Origin of the sequence: Neisseria sp. Marseille-Q2251 (assembly GCF_940793045.1) — a bacterium.
Classification (GTDB): Bacteria; Pseudomonadota; Gammaproteobacteria; order Burkholderiales; family Neisseriaceae; genus Neisseria.
Genome location: NZ_CALNWV010000017.1, coordinates 1 through 23,084, shown reverse-complemented (window position 1 = coordinate 23,084; position 23,084 = coordinate 1). Strand labels below are relative to the sequence as shown.

Annotated in this window: 25 protein-coding genes; 23 read left to right on the top strand and 2 right to left on the bottom strand. The window is 51.2% G+C overall.

The features are described 5' to 3' along the window. Positions 1–43: 43 nt before the first annotated feature. Positions 44–1,906: a ribonuclease catalytic domain-containing protein gene (locus AAG834_RS07525; RefSeq protein WP_342031754.1), complete on the bottom strand. Its 1,863-nt coding sequence runs from the start codon at positions 1,904–1,906 to the stop codon at positions 44–46. Between the two features lie 350 nt (positions 1,907–2,256). On the opposite strand from AAG834_RS07525, the gene AAG834_RS07520 reads away from it, so the two are divergent. The 23 genes from AAG834_RS07520 to nuoN all read left to right on the top strand — a co-directional run bounded on the left by AAG834_RS07520 (position 2,257) and on the right by nuoN (position 22,857). Continuing rightward, the gene (locus tag AAG834_RS07520; protein ID WP_003765068.1) at positions 2,257–2,613 is read left to right on the top strand and encodes an NADH-quinone oxidoreductase subunit A; all 357 of its coding nucleotides are present in this window, start codon (positions 2,257–2,259) and stop codon (positions 2,611–2,613) included. After that, complete coding sequence (locus AAG834_RS07515; RefSeq protein WP_003677002.1) at positions 2,604–3,086, top strand: NuoB/complex I 20 kDa subunit family protein; 483 nt, start codon at positions 2,604–2,606, stop codon at positions 3,084–3,086. Before AAG834_RS07520 ends, AAG834_RS07515 begins: the two co-directional genes overlap by 10 nt. A 13-nt stretch (positions 3,087–3,099) precedes the next feature. Beyond that, the gene (locus AAG834_RS07510; RefSeq protein WP_342031753.1) at positions 3,100–3,693 is read left to right on the top strand and encodes an NADH-quinone oxidoreductase subunit C; all 594 of its coding nucleotides are present in this window, start codon (positions 3,100–3,102) and stop codon (positions 3,691–3,693) included. Then, the gene (nuoD, locus tag AAG834_RS07505; RefSeq protein ID WP_009310869.1) at positions 3,683–4,939 is read left to right on the top strand and encodes an NADH dehydrogenase (quinone) subunit D; all 1,257 of its coding nucleotides are present in this window, start codon (positions 3,683–3,685) and stop codon (positions 4,937–4,939) included. The genes AAG834_RS07510 and nuoD overlap by 11 nt, the downstream gene beginning before the upstream one ends. Then, positions 4,939–5,424 (top strand): NADH-quinone oxidoreductase subunit NuoE, encoded by a 486-nt coding sequence (gene nuoE / locus AAG834_RS07500; RefSeq protein ID WP_203026637.1) that lies wholly within the window; start codon positions 4,939–4,941, stop codon positions 5,422–5,424. The genes nuoD and nuoE overlap by 1 nt, the downstream gene beginning before the upstream one ends. Positions 5,425–5,526: 102 nt before the next feature. Next, complete coding sequence (locus AAG834_RS07495) at positions 5,527–5,856, top strand: hypothetical protein (protein WP_203026635.1); 330 nt, start codon at positions 5,527–5,529, stop codon at positions 5,854–5,856. 454 nt (positions 5,857–6,310) lie between these two features. After that, positions 6,311–7,606: an NADH-quinone oxidoreductase subunit NuoF gene (nuoF, locus tag AAG834_RS07490; RefSeq protein ID WP_342031752.1), complete on the top strand. Its 1,296-nt coding sequence runs from the start codon at positions 6,311–6,313 to the stop codon at positions 7,604–7,606. A 186-nt stretch (positions 7,607–7,792) separates the two neighbouring features. After that, entirely contained in the window at positions 7,793–8,149 is a 357-nt protein-coding gene (locus AAG834_RS07485; RefSeq protein WP_342031751.1) for an endonuclease domain-containing protein, read from the top strand. A 355-nt stretch (positions 8,150–8,504) separates the two neighbouring features. Next, positions 8,505–8,921, top strand: a complete 417-nt coding sequence (locus AAG834_RS07480; protein ID WP_107825090.1) for a hypothetical protein — start codon at positions 8,505–8,507, stop codon at positions 8,919–8,921. 95 nt (positions 8,922–9,016) lie between these two features. Beyond that, positions 9,017–11,278 (top strand): NADH-quinone oxidoreductase subunit NuoG, encoded by a 2,262-nt coding sequence (gene nuoG, locus AAG834_RS07475; RefSeq protein ID WP_342031750.1) that lies wholly within the window; start codon positions 9,017–9,019, stop codon positions 11,276–11,278. Between the two features lie 2 nt (positions 11,279–11,280). Next, entirely contained in the window at positions 11,281–12,357 is a 1,077-nt protein-coding gene (gene nuoH, locus AAG834_RS07470) for an NADH-quinone oxidoreductase subunit NuoH (protein WP_002218648.1), read from the top strand. A 49-nt stretch (positions 12,358–12,406) separates the two neighbouring features. After that, a complete protein-coding gene (locus AAG834_RS07465) occupies positions 12,407–12,745 on the top strand; it encodes a hypothetical protein (protein ID WP_070512730.1) in 339 nt (112 codons plus the stop codon). A gap of 35 nt (positions 12,746–12,780) precedes the next feature. Continuing rightward, a complete protein-coding gene (locus AAG834_RS07460; RefSeq protein ID WP_342031749.1) occupies positions 12,781–13,230 on the top strand; it encodes a hypothetical protein in 450 nt (149 codons plus the stop codon). A gap of 80 nt (positions 13,231–13,310) precedes the next feature. After that, positions 13,311–13,790, top strand: a complete 480-nt coding sequence (gene nuoI, locus AAG834_RS07455; RefSeq protein WP_003798854.1) for an NADH-quinone oxidoreductase subunit NuoI — start codon at positions 13,311–13,313, stop codon at positions 13,788–13,790. An 11-nt stretch (positions 13,791–13,801) separates the two neighbouring features. Next, positions 13,802–14,473 carry an NADH-quinone oxidoreductase subunit J gene (locus AAG834_RS07450; protein ID WP_342031748.1) on the top strand — a complete coding sequence of 224 codons (672 nt, stop codon included), beginning with the start codon at positions 13,802–13,804 and terminating at the stop codon, positions 14,471–14,473. After that, positions 14,470–14,775, top strand: a complete 306-nt coding sequence (gene nuoK / locus AAG834_RS07445; RefSeq protein WP_002215628.1) for an NADH-quinone oxidoreductase subunit NuoK — start codon at positions 14,470–14,472, stop codon at positions 14,773–14,775. The genes AAG834_RS07450 and nuoK overlap by 4 nt, the downstream gene beginning before the upstream one ends. A 5-nt stretch (positions 14,776–14,780) precedes the next feature. Next, positions 14,781–15,317: a hypothetical protein gene (locus tag AAG834_RS07440; protein WP_342031747.1), complete on the top strand. Its 537-nt coding sequence runs from the start codon at positions 14,781–14,783 to the stop codon at positions 15,315–15,317. A 178-nt stretch (positions 15,318–15,495) separates the two neighbouring features. Further along, a complete protein-coding gene (nuoL, locus tag AAG834_RS07435; RefSeq protein ID WP_342031746.1) occupies positions 15,496–17,520 on the top strand; it encodes an NADH-quinone oxidoreductase subunit L in 2,025 nt (674 codons plus the stop codon). Positions 17,521–17,735: 215 nt separating this feature from the next. After that, positions 17,736–18,056 carry a cupin gene (locus tag AAG834_RS07430; protein ID WP_342031745.1) on the top strand — a complete coding sequence of 107 codons (321 nt, stop codon included), beginning with the start codon at positions 17,736–17,738 and terminating at the stop codon, positions 18,054–18,056. A gap of 103 nt (positions 18,057–18,159) precedes the next feature. Continuing rightward, positions 18,160–19,338, top strand: a complete 1,179-nt coding sequence (locus AAG834_RS07425; protein WP_342031744.1) for an AAA family ATPase — start codon at positions 18,160–18,162, stop codon at positions 19,336–19,338. Next, complete coding sequence (locus tag AAG834_RS07420; protein WP_342031743.1) at positions 19,338–19,799, top strand: type II toxin-antitoxin system VapC family toxin; 462 nt, start codon at positions 19,338–19,340, stop codon at positions 19,797–19,799. Before AAG834_RS07425 ends, AAG834_RS07420 begins: the two co-directional genes overlap by 1 nt. A 109-nt stretch (positions 19,800–19,908) precedes the next feature. Further along, positions 19,909–21,405, top strand: a complete 1,497-nt coding sequence (locus tag AAG834_RS07415; RefSeq protein ID WP_342031742.1) for an NADH-quinone oxidoreductase subunit M — start codon at positions 19,909–19,911, stop codon at positions 21,403–21,405. Positions 21,406–21,414: 9 nt separating this feature from the next. Further along, positions 21,415–22,857: an NADH-quinone oxidoreductase subunit NuoN gene (gene nuoN, locus AAG834_RS07410; protein WP_342031741.1), complete on the top strand. Its 1,443-nt coding sequence runs from the start codon at positions 21,415–21,417 to the stop codon at positions 22,855–22,857. Positions 22,858–22,883: 26 nt separating this feature from the next. Here the strand turns inward: nuoN and AAG834_RS07405 are convergent. Continuing rightward, positions 22,884–23,084 (bottom strand): hypothetical protein (locus AAG834_RS07405; protein ID WP_342031740.1); only part of this gene is annotated, 201 nt, incomplete at its 5' end.

Sequence of the window (23,084 nt, the reverse complement as noted above, 5' to 3'; positions counted from 1 at the left end):
CCAGTTCAAGGTTTTCAGACGACCTTTTTTCATGGCGGCAAACTTACGCAACCGCAGGAGCGACAGCTTTCACATAATTCAACGCGATAAACTGCTTTTCGGGATCAAGCTCGGTGATTTTGAGCAGGACTTGCGTTTTAGGCAGCGCGTCAAACGGGATGCCGGTGGCGCGCGTTACTAGAGGCAGGCCTTCGATGCGGACGAGGTCTTCTTTGAGGATGGTTGCGGTCAGCTCGCTTGTGCCTTGCTGTTGCAGGTACACGAGGCTCCAGTAGGCTTCCATCTGCCGTTGGAAATCGGCGTAGGCGGCGTAGGCGGTGTCGAAATCGCGCAGTGCGGCGAAGAGTTCGGCATCGCTTTGCTGGAAGAGCGGCTCGGCGGAGTCGTCTATCAAGCTGAGGAGTTGTTTTTGGTTGATGTAGTCGGCGGCACGACGCAGCGGCGAGGTGAACCAGCCGTAATGCTGCACACCCATGCCGATGTGCGGCTCGGATTTGGTGCTCATGCGCACTTTTCCGGCGGGTTGGACGCGGAAGAGGCCGGGCAGGTCGTTATCATGGAGCATCTGCGCCCAAGTGCTGTTGGTGAGTATCATCATTTCGCTGACCAGCATGTCGATGGGCGAACCGCGTTCGCGGCGGACGACGGAGACTTTGCCTTCCTCATCCAATTCAATGCTGTAATCGTATTGCGGCGCGCGGTCGGGTTCGTATTTGCCGCGTGCTTTTTGCAGGGCGACGGCGAATTGATAGAACCAAATCAGGTCTTGATGATGGGCGAACATCATTTCGCCGGCTTCGTCCAAGCCGGTTTCGGCGTTGAAATGCGGCTCGATGGTTTGGATGCGCAGGTTTTCGGCGATGTTGACGGCTTCGATTTTGCAGGTCGGCTCGCCGACGTTGAATTCGCTGTCCACATCGAAATAAATGCTGACGGCAGGGCGGTACGCGCCCGCATCGAGGCTGAACGCGGCAATCCAGTTTTCAGGCAGCATGGTGATTTTGCCGCCGGGGAAATAGACCGTGCTCAAGCGTTCCATAATGTTTTTTTCCATTTTGTCGCCTGGTTTAATGGAGAGCGACGGCGCGGCGATGTGGATGCCGACGCGCTTCTTGCCGTTGCCCAAGTCGGTCAGGCTCAAGGCATCGTCCACTTCGGTGGTCGATTCGTCGTCAATGGAAAAGGCGGTAACGTCGGCTTTGGGTAAGTCGAGCATTTCAGGCAGGGGGAGGTCGGGGAAACCTGTTCCTTTGGGGAAGTATTTGATTTCAAAGCCGTCTTGCAGATATTGGGGAATGGACGTAATGCCGCCTGTTTTTTTCGCCAATTCGTAGGCGGAGGTCTTCAGCGCGTCGGCAGCTTTGGTAAAGGCTTTGTAGGTTAGCGACTGCTTGTCGGGTGCGTGCAGGATGGTTTTCAAATCCGCCGCAATTTCAGACGGCATCTCGCCGCGTTTCAAGGCTTCCGCCCAAGCGTCGATTTGTGCGTCTTGCTGTTTTTTGCGTTCGATGGCGGCAAGTGCTTGTTTCAAAGTTTCTTCGGGCGCGGCTTTGAACACGCCTTTGGCTTTTTTGTAGAAATACATCGGCGCGGCGTAAAGCGCAATCAAGGTCGCCGCCAGCTCGGTTTTGGTCGGTGCATGGCCGTAATATTCTTCGGCAATCGCCTCGGCGGAAAATTCTTCTTCGCCGCATACTTCCCACAATAAATCGGTATCGATGTCCGCCGCCTGCGCCTGCGCGTTCTCCAAAAACGCCGCCATATCGCCGTCAAACTCGGTAAAGACGTTGTTCGCCTTCACTTTGGTGCGTTTGCCGTGTTGGGTATCGACTTGGTAGGTGGCGTCGTTTTTTTGGACGATGGCGGCGACTTTGAATTGGCCGGACTCTTCGTAAAAGATATTCATGTATTGCTGCTGTCAGATTGAAATGGGAAACGGGCGATTTTAGCAGATTCTTGTTGATAAAGACGGACAAAAGGTCGTCTGAAAAGCGAATCTGGTCTATTTGAAGGTATTGTTGTATTGAGGAAGGCGATGACTGATACGTTTTGTGTCAGTTTTTTATGATGTATTGTGTAAGTAGAGGAAATGAGGTTGGTATATTATAAAACACAAATAAGAATCGTTATCATAAACTTATTGAATTTATTAGGATTTTTTTAACAGTTGACCGACATTTACCTTTAAATGGATTTTGAAATTCGATAAAATAGCAGGATATTAAGATTTGTCTGTCAACCAGTTAGGCATAAACCATGTTGGCCAGTTACTTTCCCGTCCTCGTATTCATCCTCGTCGGCCTGGCAGCCGGCGTGCTGTTTATCCTGCTCGGCACGATTTTAGGTCCGAAACACCACTACGCCGAAAAAGACGCGGCTTACGAATGTGGTTTCGAAGCCTTTGAAAACGCCAGAATGAAGTTTGACGTGCGTTATTATCTCGTCGCCATCCTGTTCATCCTCTTCGATTTGGAGGTTGCGTTTATGCTGCCGTGGGCGGTGGTGTTCAAAGAATTGGGCGCATACGGCTTCTGGTCTATGCTGGTGTTTATCGTCGTTCTGACGGTAGGCTTTGTTTACGAATGGAAAAAAGGTGCGCTGGAATGGGAATAGAAGGCGTTTTGAAAAAAGGTTTCATCACGACCAGCGCGGATACGGTGCTGAACTATATGCGTACCGGTTCGTTGTGGCCGGTTACTTTCGGTTTGGCCTGCTGCGCCGTGGAAATGATGCACGCGGGTATGGCGCGTTACGATCTTGACCGTTTCGGCATTATTTTCCGTCCGTCTCCCCGTCAGGCAGACCTGATGATTGTGGCGGGTACGCTCACCAACAAAATGGCGCCCGCCCTGCGCCGCGTGTACGACCAGCTCGCTGAGCCGCGTTGGGTATTGTCTATGGGTTCGTGTGCCAACGGTGGCGGCTACTATCATTATTCTTATTCCGTCGTGCGCGGTGCTGACCGTGTCGTGCCGGTAGACGTTTATGTGCCGGGTTGCCCGCCGACTGCGGAAGCTCTGATTTACGGCCTGATGCAGCTCCAACAAAAAATCAAGCGCACTTCCACCATCGCGCGGGACGAGTAGGGGAGGGAACGATATGGCAAGCATTCAAAACTTATACGAAACCGTCAGCCGCGTTTTGGGCAATCAGGCAAGCAAAGTTATTTCCGCTTTGGGTGAGATTACCGTCGAGAGTCTGCCTGAACATTATGTTTCAGTGATGACCACGCTGCGCGACCATGAAGAACTGCATTTCGAGCTTCTGGTTGATTTGTGCGGCGTCGATTACAGCACTTACAAAAACGAAGCATGGCAGGGCAAACGCTTCGCCGTTGTCAGCCAGCTTCTTTCCGTTAAAAACAATCAGCGCATCCGCGTGCGCGTCTGGGTTTCAGACGACCATTTCCCCGTGGTCGAATCCGTGGTTCCCGTTTACAACAGCGCGGATTGGTACGAGCGCGAAGCCTTCGATTTGTACGGCATCATGTTCAACAATCATCCCGACCTGCGCCGCATCCTGACTGATTACGGCTTCGTCGGACATCCGTTCCGCAAAGACTTCCCGATTTCCGGCTATGTGGAAATGCGTTACGACGAAGAGCAAAAACGCGTGATTTACCAACCCGTTACCATCGAGCCGCGCGAAATCACGCCGCGTATCGTCCGTGAGGAGAACTACGGTGGCCAATAAATTAAGAAACTACACCATCAACTTCGGTCCGCAACACCCTGCGGCGCACGGCGTATTGCGCATGATTTTGGAGTTGGACGGCGAACAAATCGTCCGTGCCGACCCGCATATCGGCCTCTTGCACCGAGGCACAGAGAAACTGGCGGAAACCAAAACCTACCTGCAAGCCCTGCCTTATATGGACAGACTGGACTACGTTTCCATGATGGTCAACGAGCAGGCATACTGCTTGGCGGTAGAAAAACTCGCCGGAATTGATGTGCCTATCCGCGCCCAATACATCCGCGTCATGTTTGCCGAAGTAACGCGCATCCTCAATCACCTGATGGGCATCGGTTCGCACGCATTCGACATCGGCGCGATGACCGCCATCCTTTACGCCTTCCGCGACCGCGAAGAGCTGATGGACTTGTACGAAGCCGTTTCCGGCGCGCGTATGCACGCAGCCTACTTCCGTCCCGGTGGCGTTTACCGCGACCTGCCCGACTTCATGCCCAAATACGAGAGCAGCAAATTCCGCAACGCCAAAGTATTGAAGCAGCTCAACGAATCCCGCGAAGGTACCATGCTCGACTTCATCGACGCCTTCTGCGAACGTTTCCCCAAAAACATCGACACACTCGAAACCCTCCTGACCGACAACCGCATCTGGAAACAGCGTACCGTCGGCATCGGCGTCGTCTCCCCCGAGCGCGCCATGCAAAAAGGCTTTACCGGCGTCATGCTGCGCGGTTCGGGCGTGGAATGGGACGTACGTAAGAAACAACCGTATGAAGTGTACGACCAAATGGATTTCGACATCCCCGTCGGCGTCAACGGCGACTGCTACGACCGCTACCTCTGCCGCATGGAAGAAATGCGCCAATCCGTACGCATTATCAAACAATGTGCCGACTGGCTGCGCGTCAATCCCGGCCCGGTCATTACCACAAACCACAAATTCGCCCCGCCCAAGCGCACCGAAATGAAAACAGGCATGGAAGACCTGATTCACCATTTCAAACTCTTTACCGAGGGTATGCACGTTCCCGAGGGCGAGACCTACACCGCTGTCGAACACCCGAAAGGCGAGTTCGGCGTTTACATCATTTCAGACGGCGCAAACAAACCATACCGCCTGAAAATCCGCGCACCCGGCTTCGCCCACCTGCAAGGCATGGACGAAATGGCAAAAGGCCACATGCTCGCCGACGTCGTCGCCATTATCGGTACGCAGGACATCGTATTCGGGGAGGTTGACCGATAATGTTATCCGCAGAATCCTTAAAACAAATCGACATCGAGTTGGCGAAATATCCCGCCGACCAACGCCGTTCCGCCATCATGGGTGCGTTGCGTATCGCCCAAACCGAAAAAGGCTGGCTCGCCCCCGAAACCATCGCCTTTGTTGCCGACTACATCGGCATCACGCCGGCGCAGGCATACGAAGTCGCCACTTTCTACAATATGTACGACCTTGAGCCGGTCGGCAAATACAAACTGACCGTCTGCACCAACCTTCCCTGCGCCCTGCGCGGCGGCATGGATACCGGCGAATACCTGAAGAAAAAACTCGGTATCGGCTACGGAGAAACTACGCCTGACGGCAAATTCACCCTCGTCGAAGGCGAGTGCATGGGCGCATGCGGTGACGCTCCCGTTATGCTGGTCAACAACCACAGCATGTGCAGCTTCATGACCGAAGAAGCCATCGAAGCCAAACTCGCCGAGCTGGCACAAAAGGCCGTCTGAAAAAGCAGCCTAAAAACCGTGGTTCTTTAGTATTTAACCTGTTGGTTTAGTAACATAGATTAATCTTGTTATTAATTTTAAAATTTTTTAGGAGGTTATTTTATGAGTAAAACAAATTGGCTTAATCTTCGCTCTGACATTGAATCATTATATGAACACCCTTGTTGGGAAGGATTTGGTTTATATATAAAAACTGGAATCATCTATGGTTTTTTGGATGGGAACGGTGATGTGGTTCTGGATAGATTGCAAGATGTAGCAAGAGCAAGGCAGGAATTTCAATCTGTTAAACCCAAAAATCCATCCGATTGGTGCAATTATTTAAATTCACAATATGGTGCAGGTTTGGATTGTGATGCTTTTAGTGTTGAAACTGTTTCTGAAATAAGTTTGCTTGATAGGATTAAAAAAATCCTAGGTGTATTGAAGTAACTTAGGGTGTTATAGCGATTGCAGGTTTTGATCAAACACAGGTGGCCTGAAAGCTCAAGCTACTCGACGGAAGTCATTCCCGCCTGCGCGGGAATGACGGCCGGAGAATAAAGTAGGGTGTGTGGCGCAGCCACGCACGCGGGTAAATTGAAAAGGCTGTAAGGCGGCATCAGGCAGCTTGAAACCGTAGAACCGACAGCAATCCGTCCCCTCTTTCGCTTGCGGGGGAGGGCTAGGGAGGGGCAGCGAGGCAACAGAAACTGCTGCCACATCCGCAAACAAAAAAGCGTTTCCGCAGACCCCCCCACCCCGCCGCTCCCCCCGCAAAGCAGGGGAGGGGGAACAGAGAAACCGCCGTTTTCAGACGGCCTTAAAGGCAGCCTGAAACCAAACAGGCCGTCTGAAAGGCGGCCCGAACCGAACAAACCAAACCAAACAAACCCGAGCAAGCAACATGGCTATTTACCAATCAGGCGTGATTTTTGACCAAGTGGATACCGCCAATCCCGACTGCTGGACATTGGACGAATACGTCAAACGCGGCGGTTACAGCGCGCTGCGTAGAATCCTGTCCGAAAACATCTCGCAAACCGACGTAATTGACGAAGTCAAAACTTCCGGTCTGCGCGGGCGCGGCGGTGCGGGCTTTCCGACCGGCTTGAAATGGAGCTTTATGCCCCGTTCCTTCCCCGGTGAAAAATACGTCGTCTGCAACACAGACGAAGGCGAACCGGGTACGTTCAAAGACCGCGACATCATCATGTTCAACCCCCATGCCCTGATTGAAGGCATGATTATCGCCGGTTACGCAATGGGCGCGAAAGCGGGCTACAACTACATTCACGGCGAAATTTTCGAAGGTTATCAACGCTTTGAAGCCGCACTCGCCCAGGCGCGCGCCGCAGGTTTTTTGGGTAAAAATATTTTAGGTTCGGACTTCGAATTCGAACTCTTCGCCCACCACGGCTACGGCGCATACATTTGCGGCGAAGAAACCGCATTGCTCGAATCGCTGGAAGGCAAAAAAGGCCAGCCGCGCTTCAAACCGCCGTTCCCCGCCTCGTTTGGCCTGTACGGCAAGCCGACCACCATCAACAATACCGAAACCTTCGCCTCCGTACCCTTTATCGTCCGCGACGGCGGTCAGACGTTTGCCGACAAAGGCATTCCGAACGCCGGTGGGACCAAACTGTTCTGCATCTCCGGCCATGTTGAGCGTCCGGGCAACTATGAAGTGCCGTTGGGCACGCCGTTTGCCGAAATCCTGAAAATGGCGGGCGGTATGCGTGGCGGCAAAAAACTCAAAGCCGTTATCCCCGGCGGTTCGTCCGCGCCCGTATTGCCTGCCGACATTATGATGCAGACCAATATGGATTACGACTCGATTTCCAAAGCCGGCTCCATGCTCGGCTCCGGCGCGATTATCGTGATGGACGAAGACGTGTGCATGGTCAAAGCCCTTGAGCGCCTGAGCTATTTCTACTACGACGAATCCTGCGGCCAATGCACCCCCTGCCGTGAAGGCACCGGCTGGCTCTACCGCATCGTCCACCGCATCGTAGAAGGCAAAGGCCGCATGGAAGACTTGGATTTGCTGGATTCCGTCGGCAACCAAATGGCAGGCCGCACCATCTGCGCCCTCGCCGACGCCGCCGTCTTCCCCGTTCGCAGCTTTACCAAGCATTTCCGTGATGAATTTGTGCATTACATTGAGCACGGCGGACCGATGAAGCCGAATAAGTGGTGTTGAGGTTTCAGACGACCTGAATATCGGTGTGTTTAGGATTCTCACCAGCGACTTGATTCCCTCTCCCGCTTGCGGGGGAGGGTTAGGGTGGGGGTGGTACTTGGAATATTTTGAAACAGATTTTTATACGGGCAAGATTCAGACGGCCTCCGTATAGGTCGTCTGAAAAAGATTGAGGCCAACTCGGCTATGCAGTACAGCACAAGAAATACGGCATTAAAACAGAATGTCCGTAATCTGAAGCAGAATATGACTTTGGCCGAGCAGAAATTGTGGCATCACTTGCGCGGCAAACGGTTGAACGGAATAAAATTCCGACGCCAACAGACAATAGGCGGATACATCGTCGATTTTGTCAGTATGGAGCATCGTTTGATTATTGAATTGGACGGTGGTCAACATTCGGAACAGATTGAGTATGACGAGCAGCGGACGGCGTTTTTGAATGCCCAAGGTTATTGGGTGTTGCGATTTTGGAATAATGAAGTTTTGCAGCAAACCGAAGCAGTCTTGGAAAAGATTGTCGAAATGTGCGGCGGAAAATAAGACGGCTGCAACGTTGCAAAGCCACCCCCGTCCTAGCCTTCCCCCGCCGGACGGGGGAAGGGACAGACGGTAGCAGATTTGAATGTTTCGGGTTGATTCCTGAAATAAAGCAAATATAAAACATGATATTGAAAGACATTGCGGAGGAATCTGCCACTATATGTTCTGACGGAAACTTGTTTCCTCTCCCGTACGGAGGAAAAGGGTGGTGCGATGGGTTGTACAGAATTTAGATTTTCAAAATTAAGAAACGCTTATCTTAAAAAATAAACAAGCAATAAACTTATACTTTAAAGGCTGACTGACACCTCTTTTCAGACGACCTCCAAACCATTGCAGCAGATATAAATGTTTTATGCCTAAAAAACACGCCACTTCTGATTTTCCGCCTGCATTGTTTCCCTATTTGGAAAACGTGGGAGATGAAATACTGCGCCGTATCAGTATGGCGGATTATGGAATGGAGGCAGATCGGCATTTCCATGAACTACAACAGGTTTTGCATCGGCAGAACGGTTATTTGTCCGACGGACAGGCTTTTTATCCTGCTGAAACAGTAGAATTGGCGGCATATAATCAACAGGATGCAGTTGCTTATACGGTCTGCCTTCTCATCTTGATACAAAGTACAGTGATGCAGACGTATTGGGCGGATTTGTCGTCTTATTGGCAAGAATATTGGAAAAACAACCGTGAGGCGTCGCCGCCGAATCTAATGAAGGAGTTGGATGCGGCATTCGCACTGGCACGGGAAAAGGGCGAATTGGATTAGCCTGTAACAAAAATTCCAAAGGCCGTCTGAAACCCATTTTTCAGACGACCTCCAGAAAAGATTATTTATCAAATACCCGTAACTAGGAACGAACCATGTTACAAATCGAAATCGACGGCAAACAGGTATCTGTGGAGCAGGGCGCGACGGTGATTGAGGCCGCGCACAAGCTCGGTACTTATATTCCGCATTTCTGTTACCACAAAAAGCTCTCCATCGCCGCCAACTGCCGTATGTGTCTGGTGGACGTGGAAAAAGCCCCCAAACCGCTGCCTGCCTGCGCTACGCCGGTAACGGACGGCATGATTGTGCGCACGCATTCGGCGAAGGCGAGGGAGGCGCAGGAAGGCGTGATGGAGTTCCTGCTCATCAACCATCCGCTCGACTGTCCGACCTGCGACCAAGGCGGCGAATGCCAGTTGCAGGATTTGGCGGTGGGCTACGGCAAAACCACCAGCCGCTACACCGAAGAAAAACGTTCCGTCGTCGGCAAAGACATGGGGCCTTTGGTTTCCGCCGAGGAAATGAGCCGCTGCATCCACTGTACCCGCTGCGTGCGATTCACCGAAGAAATCGCCGGCTTGCAGGAAATCGCGATGGCCAATCGCGGCGAACACTCCGAAATCATGCCTTTTATCGGCAAAGCGGTGGAGACCGAGCTGTCGGGCAACGTCATCGATTTGTGCCCCGTCGGCGCGCTGACCAGCAAACCGTTCCGTTTCAACGCGCGTACTTGGGAATTGAACCGCCGCAAATCCGTTTCCGCCCATGACGCTTTGGGCAGCAACCTGATTGTGCAAACCAAAGACCATACCGTCCGCCGCGTGCTGCCGCTGGAAAACGAAGCGATTAACGAATGCTGGTTGTCCGACCGCGACCGTTTCGCCTACGAAGGTCTGTATCACGAAAGTCGTCTGAAAAACCCGAAAATCAAACAGGGCGGCGAGTGGATGGACGTGGATTGGAAAACCGCGTTGGAATATGTCCGCAGCGCGATTGAATGTATCGCCAAAGACGGCAACCAAAACCAAGTCGGCATTTGGGCGAACCCGATGAATACGGTTGAAGAGCTGTATTTGGCGAAGAAATTTGCCGACGGTTTGGGCGTTAAAAACTTCGCCACCCGCCTGCGCCAACAGGACAAACGTCTTTCAGACGACCTCAATGGTGCGCAATGGCTGGGACAAAGCATCGAATCGCTGGCGGACAACGAAGCCGTACTGGTGGTCGGTGCGAACCTGCGCAAAGAGCAGCCGCTCCTGACTGCTCGTCTGCGCCGTGCAGCCAAAGAGCGCATGGCCTTGAGCGTATTGGCTAGCAGTAAAGAAGAATTGTTTATGCCGCTTCTGTCTCAGGAAGCAGTGCATCCCGACGAGTGGGCAGGTCGTCTGAAAAACCTGTCTGCCGATGCGGAACACGCGATTACCGCGAGCCTGAAAAACGCTGAAAAAGCAGCGGTGATTTTGGGCGCAGAAGTGCAAAACCATCCCGATTACGCCGCAATTTACGCCGCCGCGCAAGAGCTGGCAGACGCAACCGGTGCGGTGCTGGGCATTCTGCCGCAAGCCGCCAACAGCGTCGGTGCGGACGTATTGGGCGTGAACTTGGGTGAGAGCGTTGCCGAAATGGCAAACGCGCCGAAACAGGCAGTCTTGCTGCTCAATGTCGAGCCTGAAATCGATACAGTTGATGGCGCAAAAGCCGTAGCCGCGTTGAAACAGGCGAAAAGCGTGATGGCGTTTACGCCGTTTGTCAGCGAAACACTGCTGGACGTGTGCGACGTATTGCTGCCGATTGCGCCGTTTACCGAAACCTCAGGCAGCTTCATCAATATGGAAGGCCGTCTGCAATCCTTCCACGGTGTCGTTCAGGGCTTCGGCGATTCGCGTCCGCTGTGGAAAGTGTTGCGCGTATTGGGCAACCTGTTTGATCTGCAAGGCTTTGAATACCACGATACCGCCGCGATTCTGAAAGACGCGCTGGATGCGGAAAGCCTGCCGTCCAAACTGAACAACCGCGCCGCTTCGACTCAAAAAGATTTTCAGACGACTCCAAGCCGCCTCGTGCGCGTGGGCGGGGTCGGCATCTATCACACCGATGCCATCGTGCGCCGTTCCGCGCCGTTGCAGGCGACCAGCCATGCTGCCGTACCTGCCGCGCGTGTGAATCCGAACACATTGGCGCGCTTGGGTCTGCAAGACGGGCAAACCGCCGTCGCCAAACAAAACGGCGCAGGCGTGTCCGTGATGGTCAAAGCCGATGCTGGACTGCCTGAAAACGTGGTGCATCTGCCGCTGCATACCGAAAATGCCGCGCTGGGTGCGTTGATGGACACTATTGAACTGGCGGGAGCTTGATTATGCAGGAATGGTTCCAAAACCTCTTTGCCGCAACGCTCGGTTTGGGCGATTTGGGCATCACCGTGGGCTTGGTGGTATCCGTCATCGTGAAAATCGTGATTATCCTGATTCCGCTGATTCTGACCGTCGCCTACCTGACTTATTTCGAACGTAAAGTCATCGGCTTCATGCAGCTTCGCGTCGGCCCGAACGTAACCGGCCCGTGGGGTCTGATCCAGCCGTTTGCCGACGTGTTCAAACTCTTGTTTAAAGAGGTAACCCGTCCGAAGCTGTCAAACAAAGCCCTGTTCTATATCGGCCCGATTATGTCGCTTGCCCCGTCTTTCGCGGCGTGGGCGGTGATTCCGTTCAACGAAGAATGGGTGCTGACCAATATCAATATTGGCCTTTTGTATATCCTGATGATTACCTCGCTGTCGGTTTACGGCGTGATCATCGCGGGCTGGGCTTCCAACTCTAAATATTCGTTCTTGGGCGCAATGCGTGCTTCCGCGCAAAGTATCTCTTACGAAATCGCCATGAGCGCCGCGCTGGTGTGCGTCGTGATGGTGTCGGGCAGCATGAACTTCTCCGACATCGTTGCCGCGCAGGCAAAAGGCATCGCGGGCGGTTCTGTGTTCTCGTGGAACTGGCTGCCGCTCTTCCCAATCTTCATTGTTTATCTGATTTCCGCCGTTGCCGAAACCAACCGCGCACCGTTTGACGTAGCAGAGGGCGAGTCCGAAATCGTTGCCGGTCACCACGTTGAATACTCCGGCTTCGCATTCGCGCTGTTCTTCCTTGCCGAATACATTTTCATGATTCTGATTGCCGCGCTGACATCGCTCATGTTCCTCGGCGGCTGGCTGTCTCCGTTCCCGCAAAGCTGGGGCATTGTCGGCACGCCTTCAGCATTCTGGATGTTCGTGAAAATGGCGGCTGTGCTGTACTGGTATCTGTGGATACGCGCCACCTTCCCGCGCTACCGCTACGACCAAATCATGCGTTTGGGCTGGAAAGTGCTGATTCCCATCGGCTTCGCCTACATCGTGATTTTGGGTGTGTGGATGATTTCGCCGCTGAATTTGTGGAAATAGGTCGTCTGAAAACTTTGATTCAGATGCGGCTTTTGAAAGGATGAAGCAAATGAAGAGATATGCAGCAATGTTGTCTTCCGCCATCTTGGCATCATGTGCGCTTGTCGGCGGTATCCAATACGGCGGTCAAAGTGCCGCATTCGGCGGCGACAATGTTTTGCGCAATGATGTCGCGAAGGTGATCAAGCAATGGGAAAGTGCCGCTTTCTTATGCCAAAACATCAAAGCCATCGATGCAAAAATCAGCGATGTCAAACGTGTGAAGGGGCGGATGCAGTCCGAGGAAGTGTGGACGGTACAGGCCTGCGGTCAGGTGCATCATTACAATGTGCGTATGCGTGAAGATGAACGCGGTGAAACAAATTTCAACGTTTCGTTTTTAAAATAACCAGTTTGAATTAATTATTTTTAGAGATAGCTAAAATGAAAAAAATTTTAAATTTTATGAAAATGCTTTGCATAATTTATATGCCTATTGCTTATGCAGAAGAGTTGCCTGGTAATTTTCACGGAAAATGGGTGAATGTCCAGTCATCTCCTTGGGTTGCAGCAGAGTTAGCAAAACAATTCTGTGACCGAGATATGGATGGTAGTATTAAGGAAAAATATAAAGTTTATGCGATTGAATTTAATAGCAATCGTCAAAGTTTTGATTCTATGTATGCCGATCAAGATTCTGGCTTTGAATATGTTAATAAAACGTATATTCCGATTTCTTATACCCGATATTCAAGAACGCATATTCAGGGTGTGGCGCGTACAGAATTGATAGCAACTTTAGGTGAAATTCAACGTGGTCAATCACCTTTTGATATTAGGATGCAAGAGAAAACAATTTATTTTAAGGGGCGTGCTTATCAACGATGCCGTTAAAGATATTGTTGCTAACATAGAATTATTATTTTTATAGCATTTAAAAATAAAATTCCTTTAAAAATAAAAGGATATAGGTTATGGCTAATCTAGTTAAAACCTTTCTGCTTGGCGAGTTGGTAAAAGGCATGGGCGTAACGCTCAAAAACTTTTTCGCCCGCAAAGACACGATTTATTTCCCCGAAGAGAAAACGCCGCAGTCGGTACGTTTCCGCGGCCTGCACGCGCAGCGGCGGTATCCGAACGGTGAGGAACGCTGCATCGCATGTAAATTGTGTGAAGCCGTTTGCCCCGCAATGGCGATTAACATCGAATCGGAAGAACGCGAAGACGGCACGCGCCGCACCACGCGTTACGACATCGACCTGACCAAGTGCATCTTCTGCGGCTTCTGCGAAGAAGCGTGTCCGACCGATGCGATTGTGGAAACGCATATTTTTGAATACCACGGCGAGAAAAAAGGCGACTTGCACATGACCAAGCCGATTCTCTTGGCAATCGGCGACAAATACGAAGCCGAAATCGCCAAACGCAAAGCCGCTGACGCGCCGTACCGTTAAGGAGCAGACGAATGACTTTTTCCGCGATTCTGTTCTATATCCTTGCCGCTATCGTCCTATACGGCGCGCTGCGTACCGTTACTGCGAAAAACCCTGTCCACGCCGCTTTGCATCTGGTGCTGACCTTCTGCGTGAGCGCGATGATTTGGATGCTGATGCAGGCGGAGTTTTTGGGCGTGACGCTGGTGGTCGTGTATGTCGGCGCAGTGATGGTGCTGTTCCTGTTCGTCGTGATGATGCTGAATATCGACATCGAGGAAATGCGCGCCGGTTTCTGGCGGCACGCGCCTGTTGCCGGCGTTGTCGGTACGCTGTTGGCGGTTGCCCTGATTTTGATTCTGGTCAACCCGAAAACCGACCTTGCCGCATTTGGTTTGATGAAAGACATTCCTGCGGATTACAACAATATCCGCGATTTGGGCAGCCGTATTTATACCGAATACCTGTTACCGTTTGAGTTGGCGGCGGTATTGCTGCTGTTGGGTATGGTGGCGGCGATTGCGCTGGTTCACCGCAAAACCACCAATCCGAAACGTATGGATCCTGCCGACCAAGTTAAAGTACGCGCCGACCAAGGCCGTATGCGCTTGGTGAAAATGGAAGCCGTGAAACCGCAAGTCGAATCTGTGGAAGAGAGCGAAGTTTCAGACGACCTCAAGCCGAAAAAGGAGGGCAAAGCATGATTACCTTGACGCATTATCTGGTATTGGGCGCGCTCCTGTTTGGTATCAGCGCGATGGGCATCTTTATGAACCGCAAAAACGTGCTGGTATTGCTGATGTCGATCGAGCTGATGCTCTTGGCGGTAAACTTCAACTTTATCGCCTTCTCGCAGCATCTGGGCGATACCGCCGGACAAATTTTCGTATTCTTCGTATTGACCGTCGCTGCTGCCGAATCCGCCATCGGTTTGGCGATTATGGTGCTGGTGTACCGTAACCGACAAACGATTAATGTTGCCGATTTGGACGAGTTGAAAGGGTAGGGCGGATGCCGTCTGAACAAACCGATCAAGCGAATATCGAGCAATGGGTGTTTAAGCCGCGTTCGCTTTTAGTTTTGTGCTGGGTTGCTGTTCCGTTTTTCCTGACGACTTGGCTGGTGTGGTTTGCGTTTGCATGGGCGGGACGGTTGGGCTGGCTGTTTGGCTTATTGTCGGTTTTGTGTGCGGGTATCGGGATTGCCGGATGGAAGATGTGGCAAAATTCGCGCCGCAATACGGGCAGAGATCAGGAATTCATACGTTTGGACGAAGACGGTTTGTCTTATTGCATACACGGCTGTGGGGCGGGTAAGGTGAAATACGCATGGATACGCTCTGTGTATCAAGTTCATACAAGGGGCTGTCAAGGCATTGCGGTGGAATACCGTAGACCTGAAACAGGCGTGGTTTTGGATACAATAATGCTGACTGACCTTGACCGCTTGGACTTGGACAGGAACGGTTTCAAATTGGCAGATCCACGCGACATCATCACTAAAGCGATTAGGGCGCGTTGCCAAGACAGGCAGCTTTATCGGATTTGAATGCTGTCGCACGGTTTGGCTGAAAATCCGAAGCCTGTAAGGAAAAAAATTTAAGGTTGGACAACCTGCTTTATGGCGTGAGGTCGTCTGAAAACCAAGACTAAAGTAGATTGGTCGGATTCGGGAATCCGACCGACAAAACAAACATAGATTTTTAAATCAAAAAGGTTCATCCAAAATGAACGACATGACTTTATATCTCATCATTGCCCTCGTGCCTTTGGCAGGCTCGTTGATTGCGGGTTTGTTCGGCAATAAAATCGGACGTGCCGGCGCGCATACGGTTACGATACTCGGCGTGGCAGTGTCCGCCGTGCTGTCGGCTTATGTGCTGTGGGGCTTTATCGACGGCAGCCGCGCCAAGTTTGACGAGAATGTCTATACCTGGCTGACGATGGGCGGTTTAGATTTTTCCGTCGGCTTCTTGGTCGATACGATGACGGCGATGATGATGGTTGTGGTAACGGGCGTGTCGTTGATGGTGCATATCTACACCATCGGCTATATGCACGATGAAAAAGTCGGCTACCAACGCTTCTTCAGCTATATTTCTTTGTTTACATTCAGCATGTTGATGCTGATTATGAGCAACAACTTCATCCAGCTCTTCTTCGGTTGGGAAGCGGTGGGCTTGGTGTCGTATCTTTTGATCGGTTTCTATTTCAAACGTCCGAGCGCGATTTTCGCCAACCTGAAAGCCTTTTTGGTGAACCGTGTCGGCGACTTCGGCTTTTTGCTCGGTATCGGCTTGGTACTTGCCTATTTCGGCGGCAGCCTGCGCTATCAGGACGTATTCGCCTATCTGCCCAACGTCCAAAATGCCACCATCCAGCTTTTCCCCGGTGTGGAATGGTCGTTGATTACCGTAACTTGTTTACTGTTGTTTGTGGGCGCGATGGGTAAATCGGCTCAGTTTCCGCTGCATGTCTGGCTGCCCGATTCGATGGAAGGCCCGACGCCGATTTCTGCATTGATTCACGCCGCGACGATGGTTACGGCGGGTCTGTTCATGGTGTCGCGCATGTCGCCGATTTACGAAATGAGCAGTACCGCGCTGTCCGTCATTATGGTGATCGGCGCGATTACTGCCCTGTTTATGGGCTTCTTGGGTGTGATTCAAAACGACATCAAGCGCGTGGTTGCGTATTCCACCCTGTCGCAACTGGGCTATATGACCGTGGCTCTGGGCGCGTCCGCCTATTCCGTGGCGATGTTCCACGTCATGACCCACGCCTTCTTTAAAGCCTTGCTGTTCTTGGCGGCGGGTAGCGCCATTATCGGTATGCACCACGACCAAGACATGCGCCACATGGGCAATCTGAAAAAATACATGCCGATTACTTGGCTGACCATGCTGATTGGTAACTTGTCGCTGATCGGTACGCCGTTCTTCTCCGGCTTCTACTCCAAAGATTCGATTATCGAAGCAGCGAAATACAGCACCCTGCCGGGTAGCGGCTTTGCCTATTTCGCCGTCCTCGCCAGCGTGTTCGTTACCGCGTTTTACGCGTTCCGCCAATACTTTATGGTGTTTCACGGCGAAGAAAAATGGCGCAGCCTGCCCGAACACCATTCAGACGACCACGGCGAAGAACATCACGGTTTGGGCAAAAACGACAATCCGCACGAAAGCCCGCTGGTTGTTACCCTGCCGCTGATTCTGCTTGCCATTCCGTCCGTCATCATCGGCTACATCGCCATCGAACCCATGCTCTACGGCGATTTCTTCAAAGACGTGATTTTCGTCAACGCCGACGCGCATCCGACCATGCACATCATGAAAGAAGAGTTCCACGGCGCATTGGCAATGGTGTCGCACAGCCTGCATTCGCCCGTCCTCTATCTCGCTATCGCAGGCGTATTGAGCGCATGGCTTTTGTACGTCAAACTGCCGCACCTGCCCGCCAAAATCGCGCAGGCGTTCCGTCCGGTGTACGTTCTGTTTGAAAACAAATACTACCTCGACGCCCTGTATTTCAACATCTTCGCCAAAGGCACGCGCGCGTTGGGCAACTTCTTCTGGAAAGTCGGCGATACCGCCATTATCGACAACGGCATCGTCAACGGCTCTGCCAAACTGGTCGGAGCGATTGCCGCGCAGGTGCGCAAAGCCCAAACCGGCTTTATCTACACCTACGCCGCCGCTATGGTGTTCGGCGTATTGGTCCTGCTCGGCATGACCTTCTGGGGTTTGTTTAGATAAAGGTGGGTTTCAGACGACCTGTTCATAGCCGGTGTAGAGGTCGTCTGAAAACAAACATTCAAGTTGTAGCTCGGATACTTGTATCCGACATGAACAAGAAAACAGTACAGCGTGTCGGATTCAAGAATCCGACTAAGGCATATCGGGATTGTTCAGATAAAAATGAGATTTTCAGACGACGTTTAGGTCGTCTGAAAAAAGAAACTTGAGAAACAATGTCAAACACACAAACCATCCGCTCTGCCGACTTCACCGCTTCCCGCGCATGGGGCGCACTCGACATCGCCAATATGAACGGCACCACCGTACGCCTGCACTGGACAGACCAGCCCTACAAATGGCACGTCAACGACGGCGAGGAAGTGTTTGCCGTGATGGACGGCGAAGTCGATATGCACTACCGAGAAAACGGCGAAGAATACATCGTTCGGTTGAAAAGCGGCGACATCTTCTATGCAGGAATCGGTACGGAACACGTCGCCCATCCATGCGGCGAAGCGCGGATTTTGGTGATTGAGAAAGAAGGCAGTGTTTGAGGTCGTCTGAAAAGAAGGTTTCAGGCGGCAATAGATTAGAGTTTCAGACGACATCTGACATTTCAGATAATCAGGTCGTCTGAAAAATAGAAGGGCAGATAATATGGATAAACGGCTGTTTGACGGTACAGTTTGTTTTGAGCATGTAACCGGTGTCGGCACGATGCAGGTAGATTTCCAACCCAATCAGCGTGTTTATACGCTGATTGGGGAGAACGGTGTGGGTAAGACTAAATTTTTGGAGTGTTTGTTTGCGGTATTGTTGTTTACTTATCGAATGGCGAACATAAACATAGGTTTTAGTTGGATAGATTTGCAACGTTTACCTTTGAAAATAGCTGAATTGCCTAACGGAAAAAATGAGGATTTTAGGCGCTTTTCAGAGCGCAGTAATCAGGGCTTTAAGATTAACGAAGACGTTTTGTTCTCAGGGTATCAACATCAACTTCCTTTTGTATATTTGGCAGCACAGAGTCGTGGATGGGTAAAAAAAACAAACTTCCAAATTCAGTCGTTTGGGAGTTTTCAAGGGCGTGCAAGCAAATATCTGGGGAATTTGTTTTCTGTTTTTCAATCTGGCCATAGTTCATTCTCGCTTAAATCCTTAAATATGGAAAACGATTTAGAAGAATGGATTATCCAGCGCGCCCAATCAGCCAATCCGTATCAGGCAAACGAAGATAATCGAAAAATTGAAATTGATACTTTACTGTTTCTTCTTAATCAATTTGATGGTCGTATTGCATCTGATTTTTTAGAAATTAATGGAGATGATCGTATATTCATCAAGTTGGATAATCAAAAACGCGAACTGTCAGAATTATCCAGCGGGTTTACGTCTATTTTGAAAATTATGCAATCTATTGTTGCGGGATACAGTTACTTTACCAATGAGCAGCAAATTGCCAATGTGCGCGGCGTGGTGCTGATTGATGAGATAGAAAGCCATTTGCACAACGAATGGCAGATCAAAATCGTGCCGCTGCTGAAAAAATTGTTTCCGAACACAACGTTTTTTATTACCACGCATTCGTCTTTGGTCATCAGTCAGTTGGAGCAGGGAGAAGCCTACCGTTTGGCACGTAGCAAGGACGGAGTGGTCTATGGCAAGATGATTGACTATCCAAGTAATGCTTCTTTTGTGGATTTGCTCAACGAAGCATTCGGCGTGGATTTGAATAAGAAGAAGATAGAACGCGTCCAAGAACGTGATCAAGAACAGGCAAAAAAAGCCTTATTGGAATTGGTACGTCAGGAATTGGGCGGATTAGGGGATAAATAATGACGGTTTATCTTTTAGATACCAATTACTTGGTTTATTTGGCGGATGATGACAGTGACGAAGAAAAGAGGAAAGCCGTATTGAGCGATATGGCGGAAAAGTTGCAGCAGGATGACAACCGTTTTGTGATTACCCCGCTTATCCGTTATGAAGTTTTGCGCGGTGTGGATTGGGAAAAATCTGAAAAATTATCTCGATTGATCGGTGTTTTGGCACAGTTTGAATCTTTGGACATTACACAGAATGTTTCTGATTTGGCAAGTAATTTGTACCGCTTTGATAAGTTTGAAGCCGAACGTGATAATACGCCGAAGAATTTAGAAAAACGTAAATTCGATATGTTTCATTATGCGACTGCCCGTGAGAATAATTTAGAAATCTTATCCCACGATACCGATGTTAATAAGATTAAAGATTTATATGAAAGAATGAGGCGGGAAGATTCGGCAGAATTAGCTTGAGACAAATAGCAGAAGCCTGAACAAACCTTTTTCAGACGACCTCTTAAAACGTCGTCTGAAAAACCAACCCATACAACTATATTTTTATTTTAACCACAGGTTAACCACTATGTTTTCCAACTACCTACTCAGCTTGGCAATATGGATACCCATCGCTGCGGGCGTGCTGGTTTTGGCGACGGGGCCGGACAGCCGTGCGCCGCTTGCCCGCGTGCTCGCTTTAATCGGTGCGCTTGCCGGTTTCTTGGTAACGCTGCCCTTGTTTACGGGTTTCGACCGTTTGAGCGGCGGCTATCAGTTTACCGAGTTCCACGAGTGGATTCCGCTTTTGCGCATCAACTACTCGCTGGGTGTGGACGGTATTTCGGTGCTGTTTGTCATTCTGAACGCGTTTATCACGCTGATGGTGGTGCTGGCGGGTTGGGAAGTGATTCAGAAGCGTCCGGCGCAGTATATGGCGGCGTTTTTAATCATGTCGGGTCTGATTAACGGCGCGTTTGCGGCGCGGGATGCCCTGCTGTTTTATGTGTTCTTCGAGGGTATGCTGATTCCGCTATATCTGATTATCGGCGTATGGGGCGGTCCGCGCCGCGTGTATGCGTCGGTGAAGCTGTTTCTCTATACGCTGATGGGTTCGCTGCTGATGCTGGTGGCGATTGTGTACCTGTCTTACCAAGTCGGCGGCTTTTCGATTGAGGATTTCCAAAACATCAAACAGATTCCGCTGGGTGTTCAACAGCTTTTGTTTGTGGCGTTCTTCCTGTCGTTTGCGGTGAAAGTGCCGATGTTCCCCGTGCACACTTGGCTGCCGGATGCCCACGTTGAGGCGCCGACGGGCGGTTCGATGGTGTTGGCGGCGATTACGCTGAAATTGGGCGCATACGGCTTTTTGCGCTTCATCCTGCCGATTCTGCCCGATGCGTCGCGCTATTTCGCGCCGGTCATCATCGTGTTGAGCCTGATTGCGGTAGTGTATATCGGTATGGTTGCGCTGGTGCAGACCGATATGAAAAAACTGGTGGCGTATTCGTCCATCAGCCATATGGGTTTCGTTACCTTGGGGATGTTCTTGTTCATTAACGGGCAGTTGAACGACTGGGCGTTGAAAGGCGCGGTCATTCAGATGATTTCGCACGGTTTCGTGTCGGCGGCGATGTTTATGTGTATCGGTGTGATGTACGACCGCCTGCACACGCGCAATATCGCCGATTACGGCGGCGTGGTGAACGTGATGCCCAAGTTTGCGGCGTTTATGATGCTGTTTGCGATGGCAAACGCGGGTCTGCCGGCGACTTCGGGCTTCGTGGGCGAGTTTATGGTGATTATGGGCGCGGTCAAAGTGAATTTCTGGGTGGGCGCGCTGGCGGCGCTGACGCTGATTTTCGGCGCGTCTTACACGCTGTGGATGTATAAACGCGTGATTTTCGGCGCGATCGGCAATCCGCACGTTGCCGATATGAAAGACATCAACTGCCGCGAATTTGCGATTCTGGCGATTTTGGCGGCTGCGGTATTGGGTATGGGTCTGTATCCGCAGGCGTTTATCGAAGTGGTGCATCAGGCGGCAAACGATTTGATTGCCCATGTGGCGCAAAGCAAGATTTGAGGTGTGCGAATGAACTTGATTGATTTGAACTTAATGCCTGCCATGCCCGAAATCGTGCTGTTTGCGCTGCTGTTGGTGGTGTTGCTGGCAGATTTGTGGATTAGCGATAAAAACCGCTATCTGACCCATCTGATGAGCTTGGGAACCGTTATTATCGTGGCGGTTACGCAGCTGGCGGTGTGGGAGCAGGGCAGTACGCTGGCGTTTCACGGAATGTATGTCGCCGACGGTATGTCGCGCCTGTCCAAACTGGTGCTGTACGGGCTGACCTTCGGGCTGTTTATTTACAGCAAGCCTTACAATCAGGCGCGCGGTATTTTTAAAGGCGAGTTTTACACTTTGTCGCTGTTCGCCCTGTTAGGCATGAGCGTGATGGTGAGCGCGGCGCATTTCCTGACCGCCTATATCGGTTTGGAACTATTGTCGCTGTCGCTTTACGCCATGATTGCCCTACGTCGCGATTCCGGACGCTCCGCCGAAGCCGCGCTCAAATATTTCGTCTTGGGTGCGCTGGCTTCCGGTCTGTTGCTCTACGGTATTTCGATGGTGTACGGCGCGACGCATTCACTTGACTTCGCCACTGTTTTGGCATCGTCTTACAGCGAAATTGCCAACGAGTGGCTGTTGAAACTGGGGTTGGTGTTTATCGTTGTGGCGGTGGCGTTCAAACTGGGCGCGGTGCCGTTTCATATGTGGGTGCCCGACGTGTATCACGGCGCACCGACATCCGTTGCCGCGTTTATCGGTACGGCGCCTAAAATTGCCGCTGTGATGTTTGCCTTCCGTATTTTGCTGACCGGTTTTGGCGAAGTGCATCAATACTGGGCGCCTATGTTTGCCGTGCTTGCCGTCGCATCGCTTGTGGTCGGTAATCTTGCCGCGATTATGCAGACCAATATCAAACGTATGCTTGCCTATTCGACCGTGTCGCACATGGGCTTTATCCTGCTGGCGTTTATGGCAGGCTCAATCGGTGCTACCGCAGGTCTGTATTACGCCATTACTTATGCGTTGATGGCGGCTGCGGGCTTCGGCATATTGATGGTATTGTCCAACGACGATATCGAGTGTGAAGAAATCAAAGATTTGGCAGGTTTGAACCAACGCCATGCTTGGTTTGCCTTCCTGATGCTGCTGGTTATGTTCTCTATGGCTGGCATTCCGCCGCTGATGGGTTTCTATGCCAAATTCGGTGTCATCATGGTATTGCTGAAATTCCATCACGTTTGGTTGTCGGTTTTTGCCGTCGTTATGTCCTTAATCGGCGCGTTCTATTACCTGCGTGTGGTCAAAGTCATGTATTTCGACGAACCCACCCATGACCAGCCCGTCGGCAGCAATTACGCCGCCAAATTCTTCCTAAGCGTCAACGCGTTCTTGCTGGTTTTGTGGGGTGTGATGCCGCAAACGATGATTGACTGGTGCGCAAGGGCTTTGGAAAACACTTTGTAAGGCGATGAACCGAAACGGCAGCCGTGTCAGAGGCTGCCGTTTTTGTTAAGATACGCCGTCCCACCATTATTTTTCAGACGACGGCGGATTCGGATTTGAAGTGCAACTTTCCATAACAGAAAAAGGCCAATATGCGGTAGCATACGGCCTTTCCTGCAAGAAAGATTGCCATGAGCTACACACAACTGACCCAAGACGAACGATACCATATCCAATACCTGTCCCGC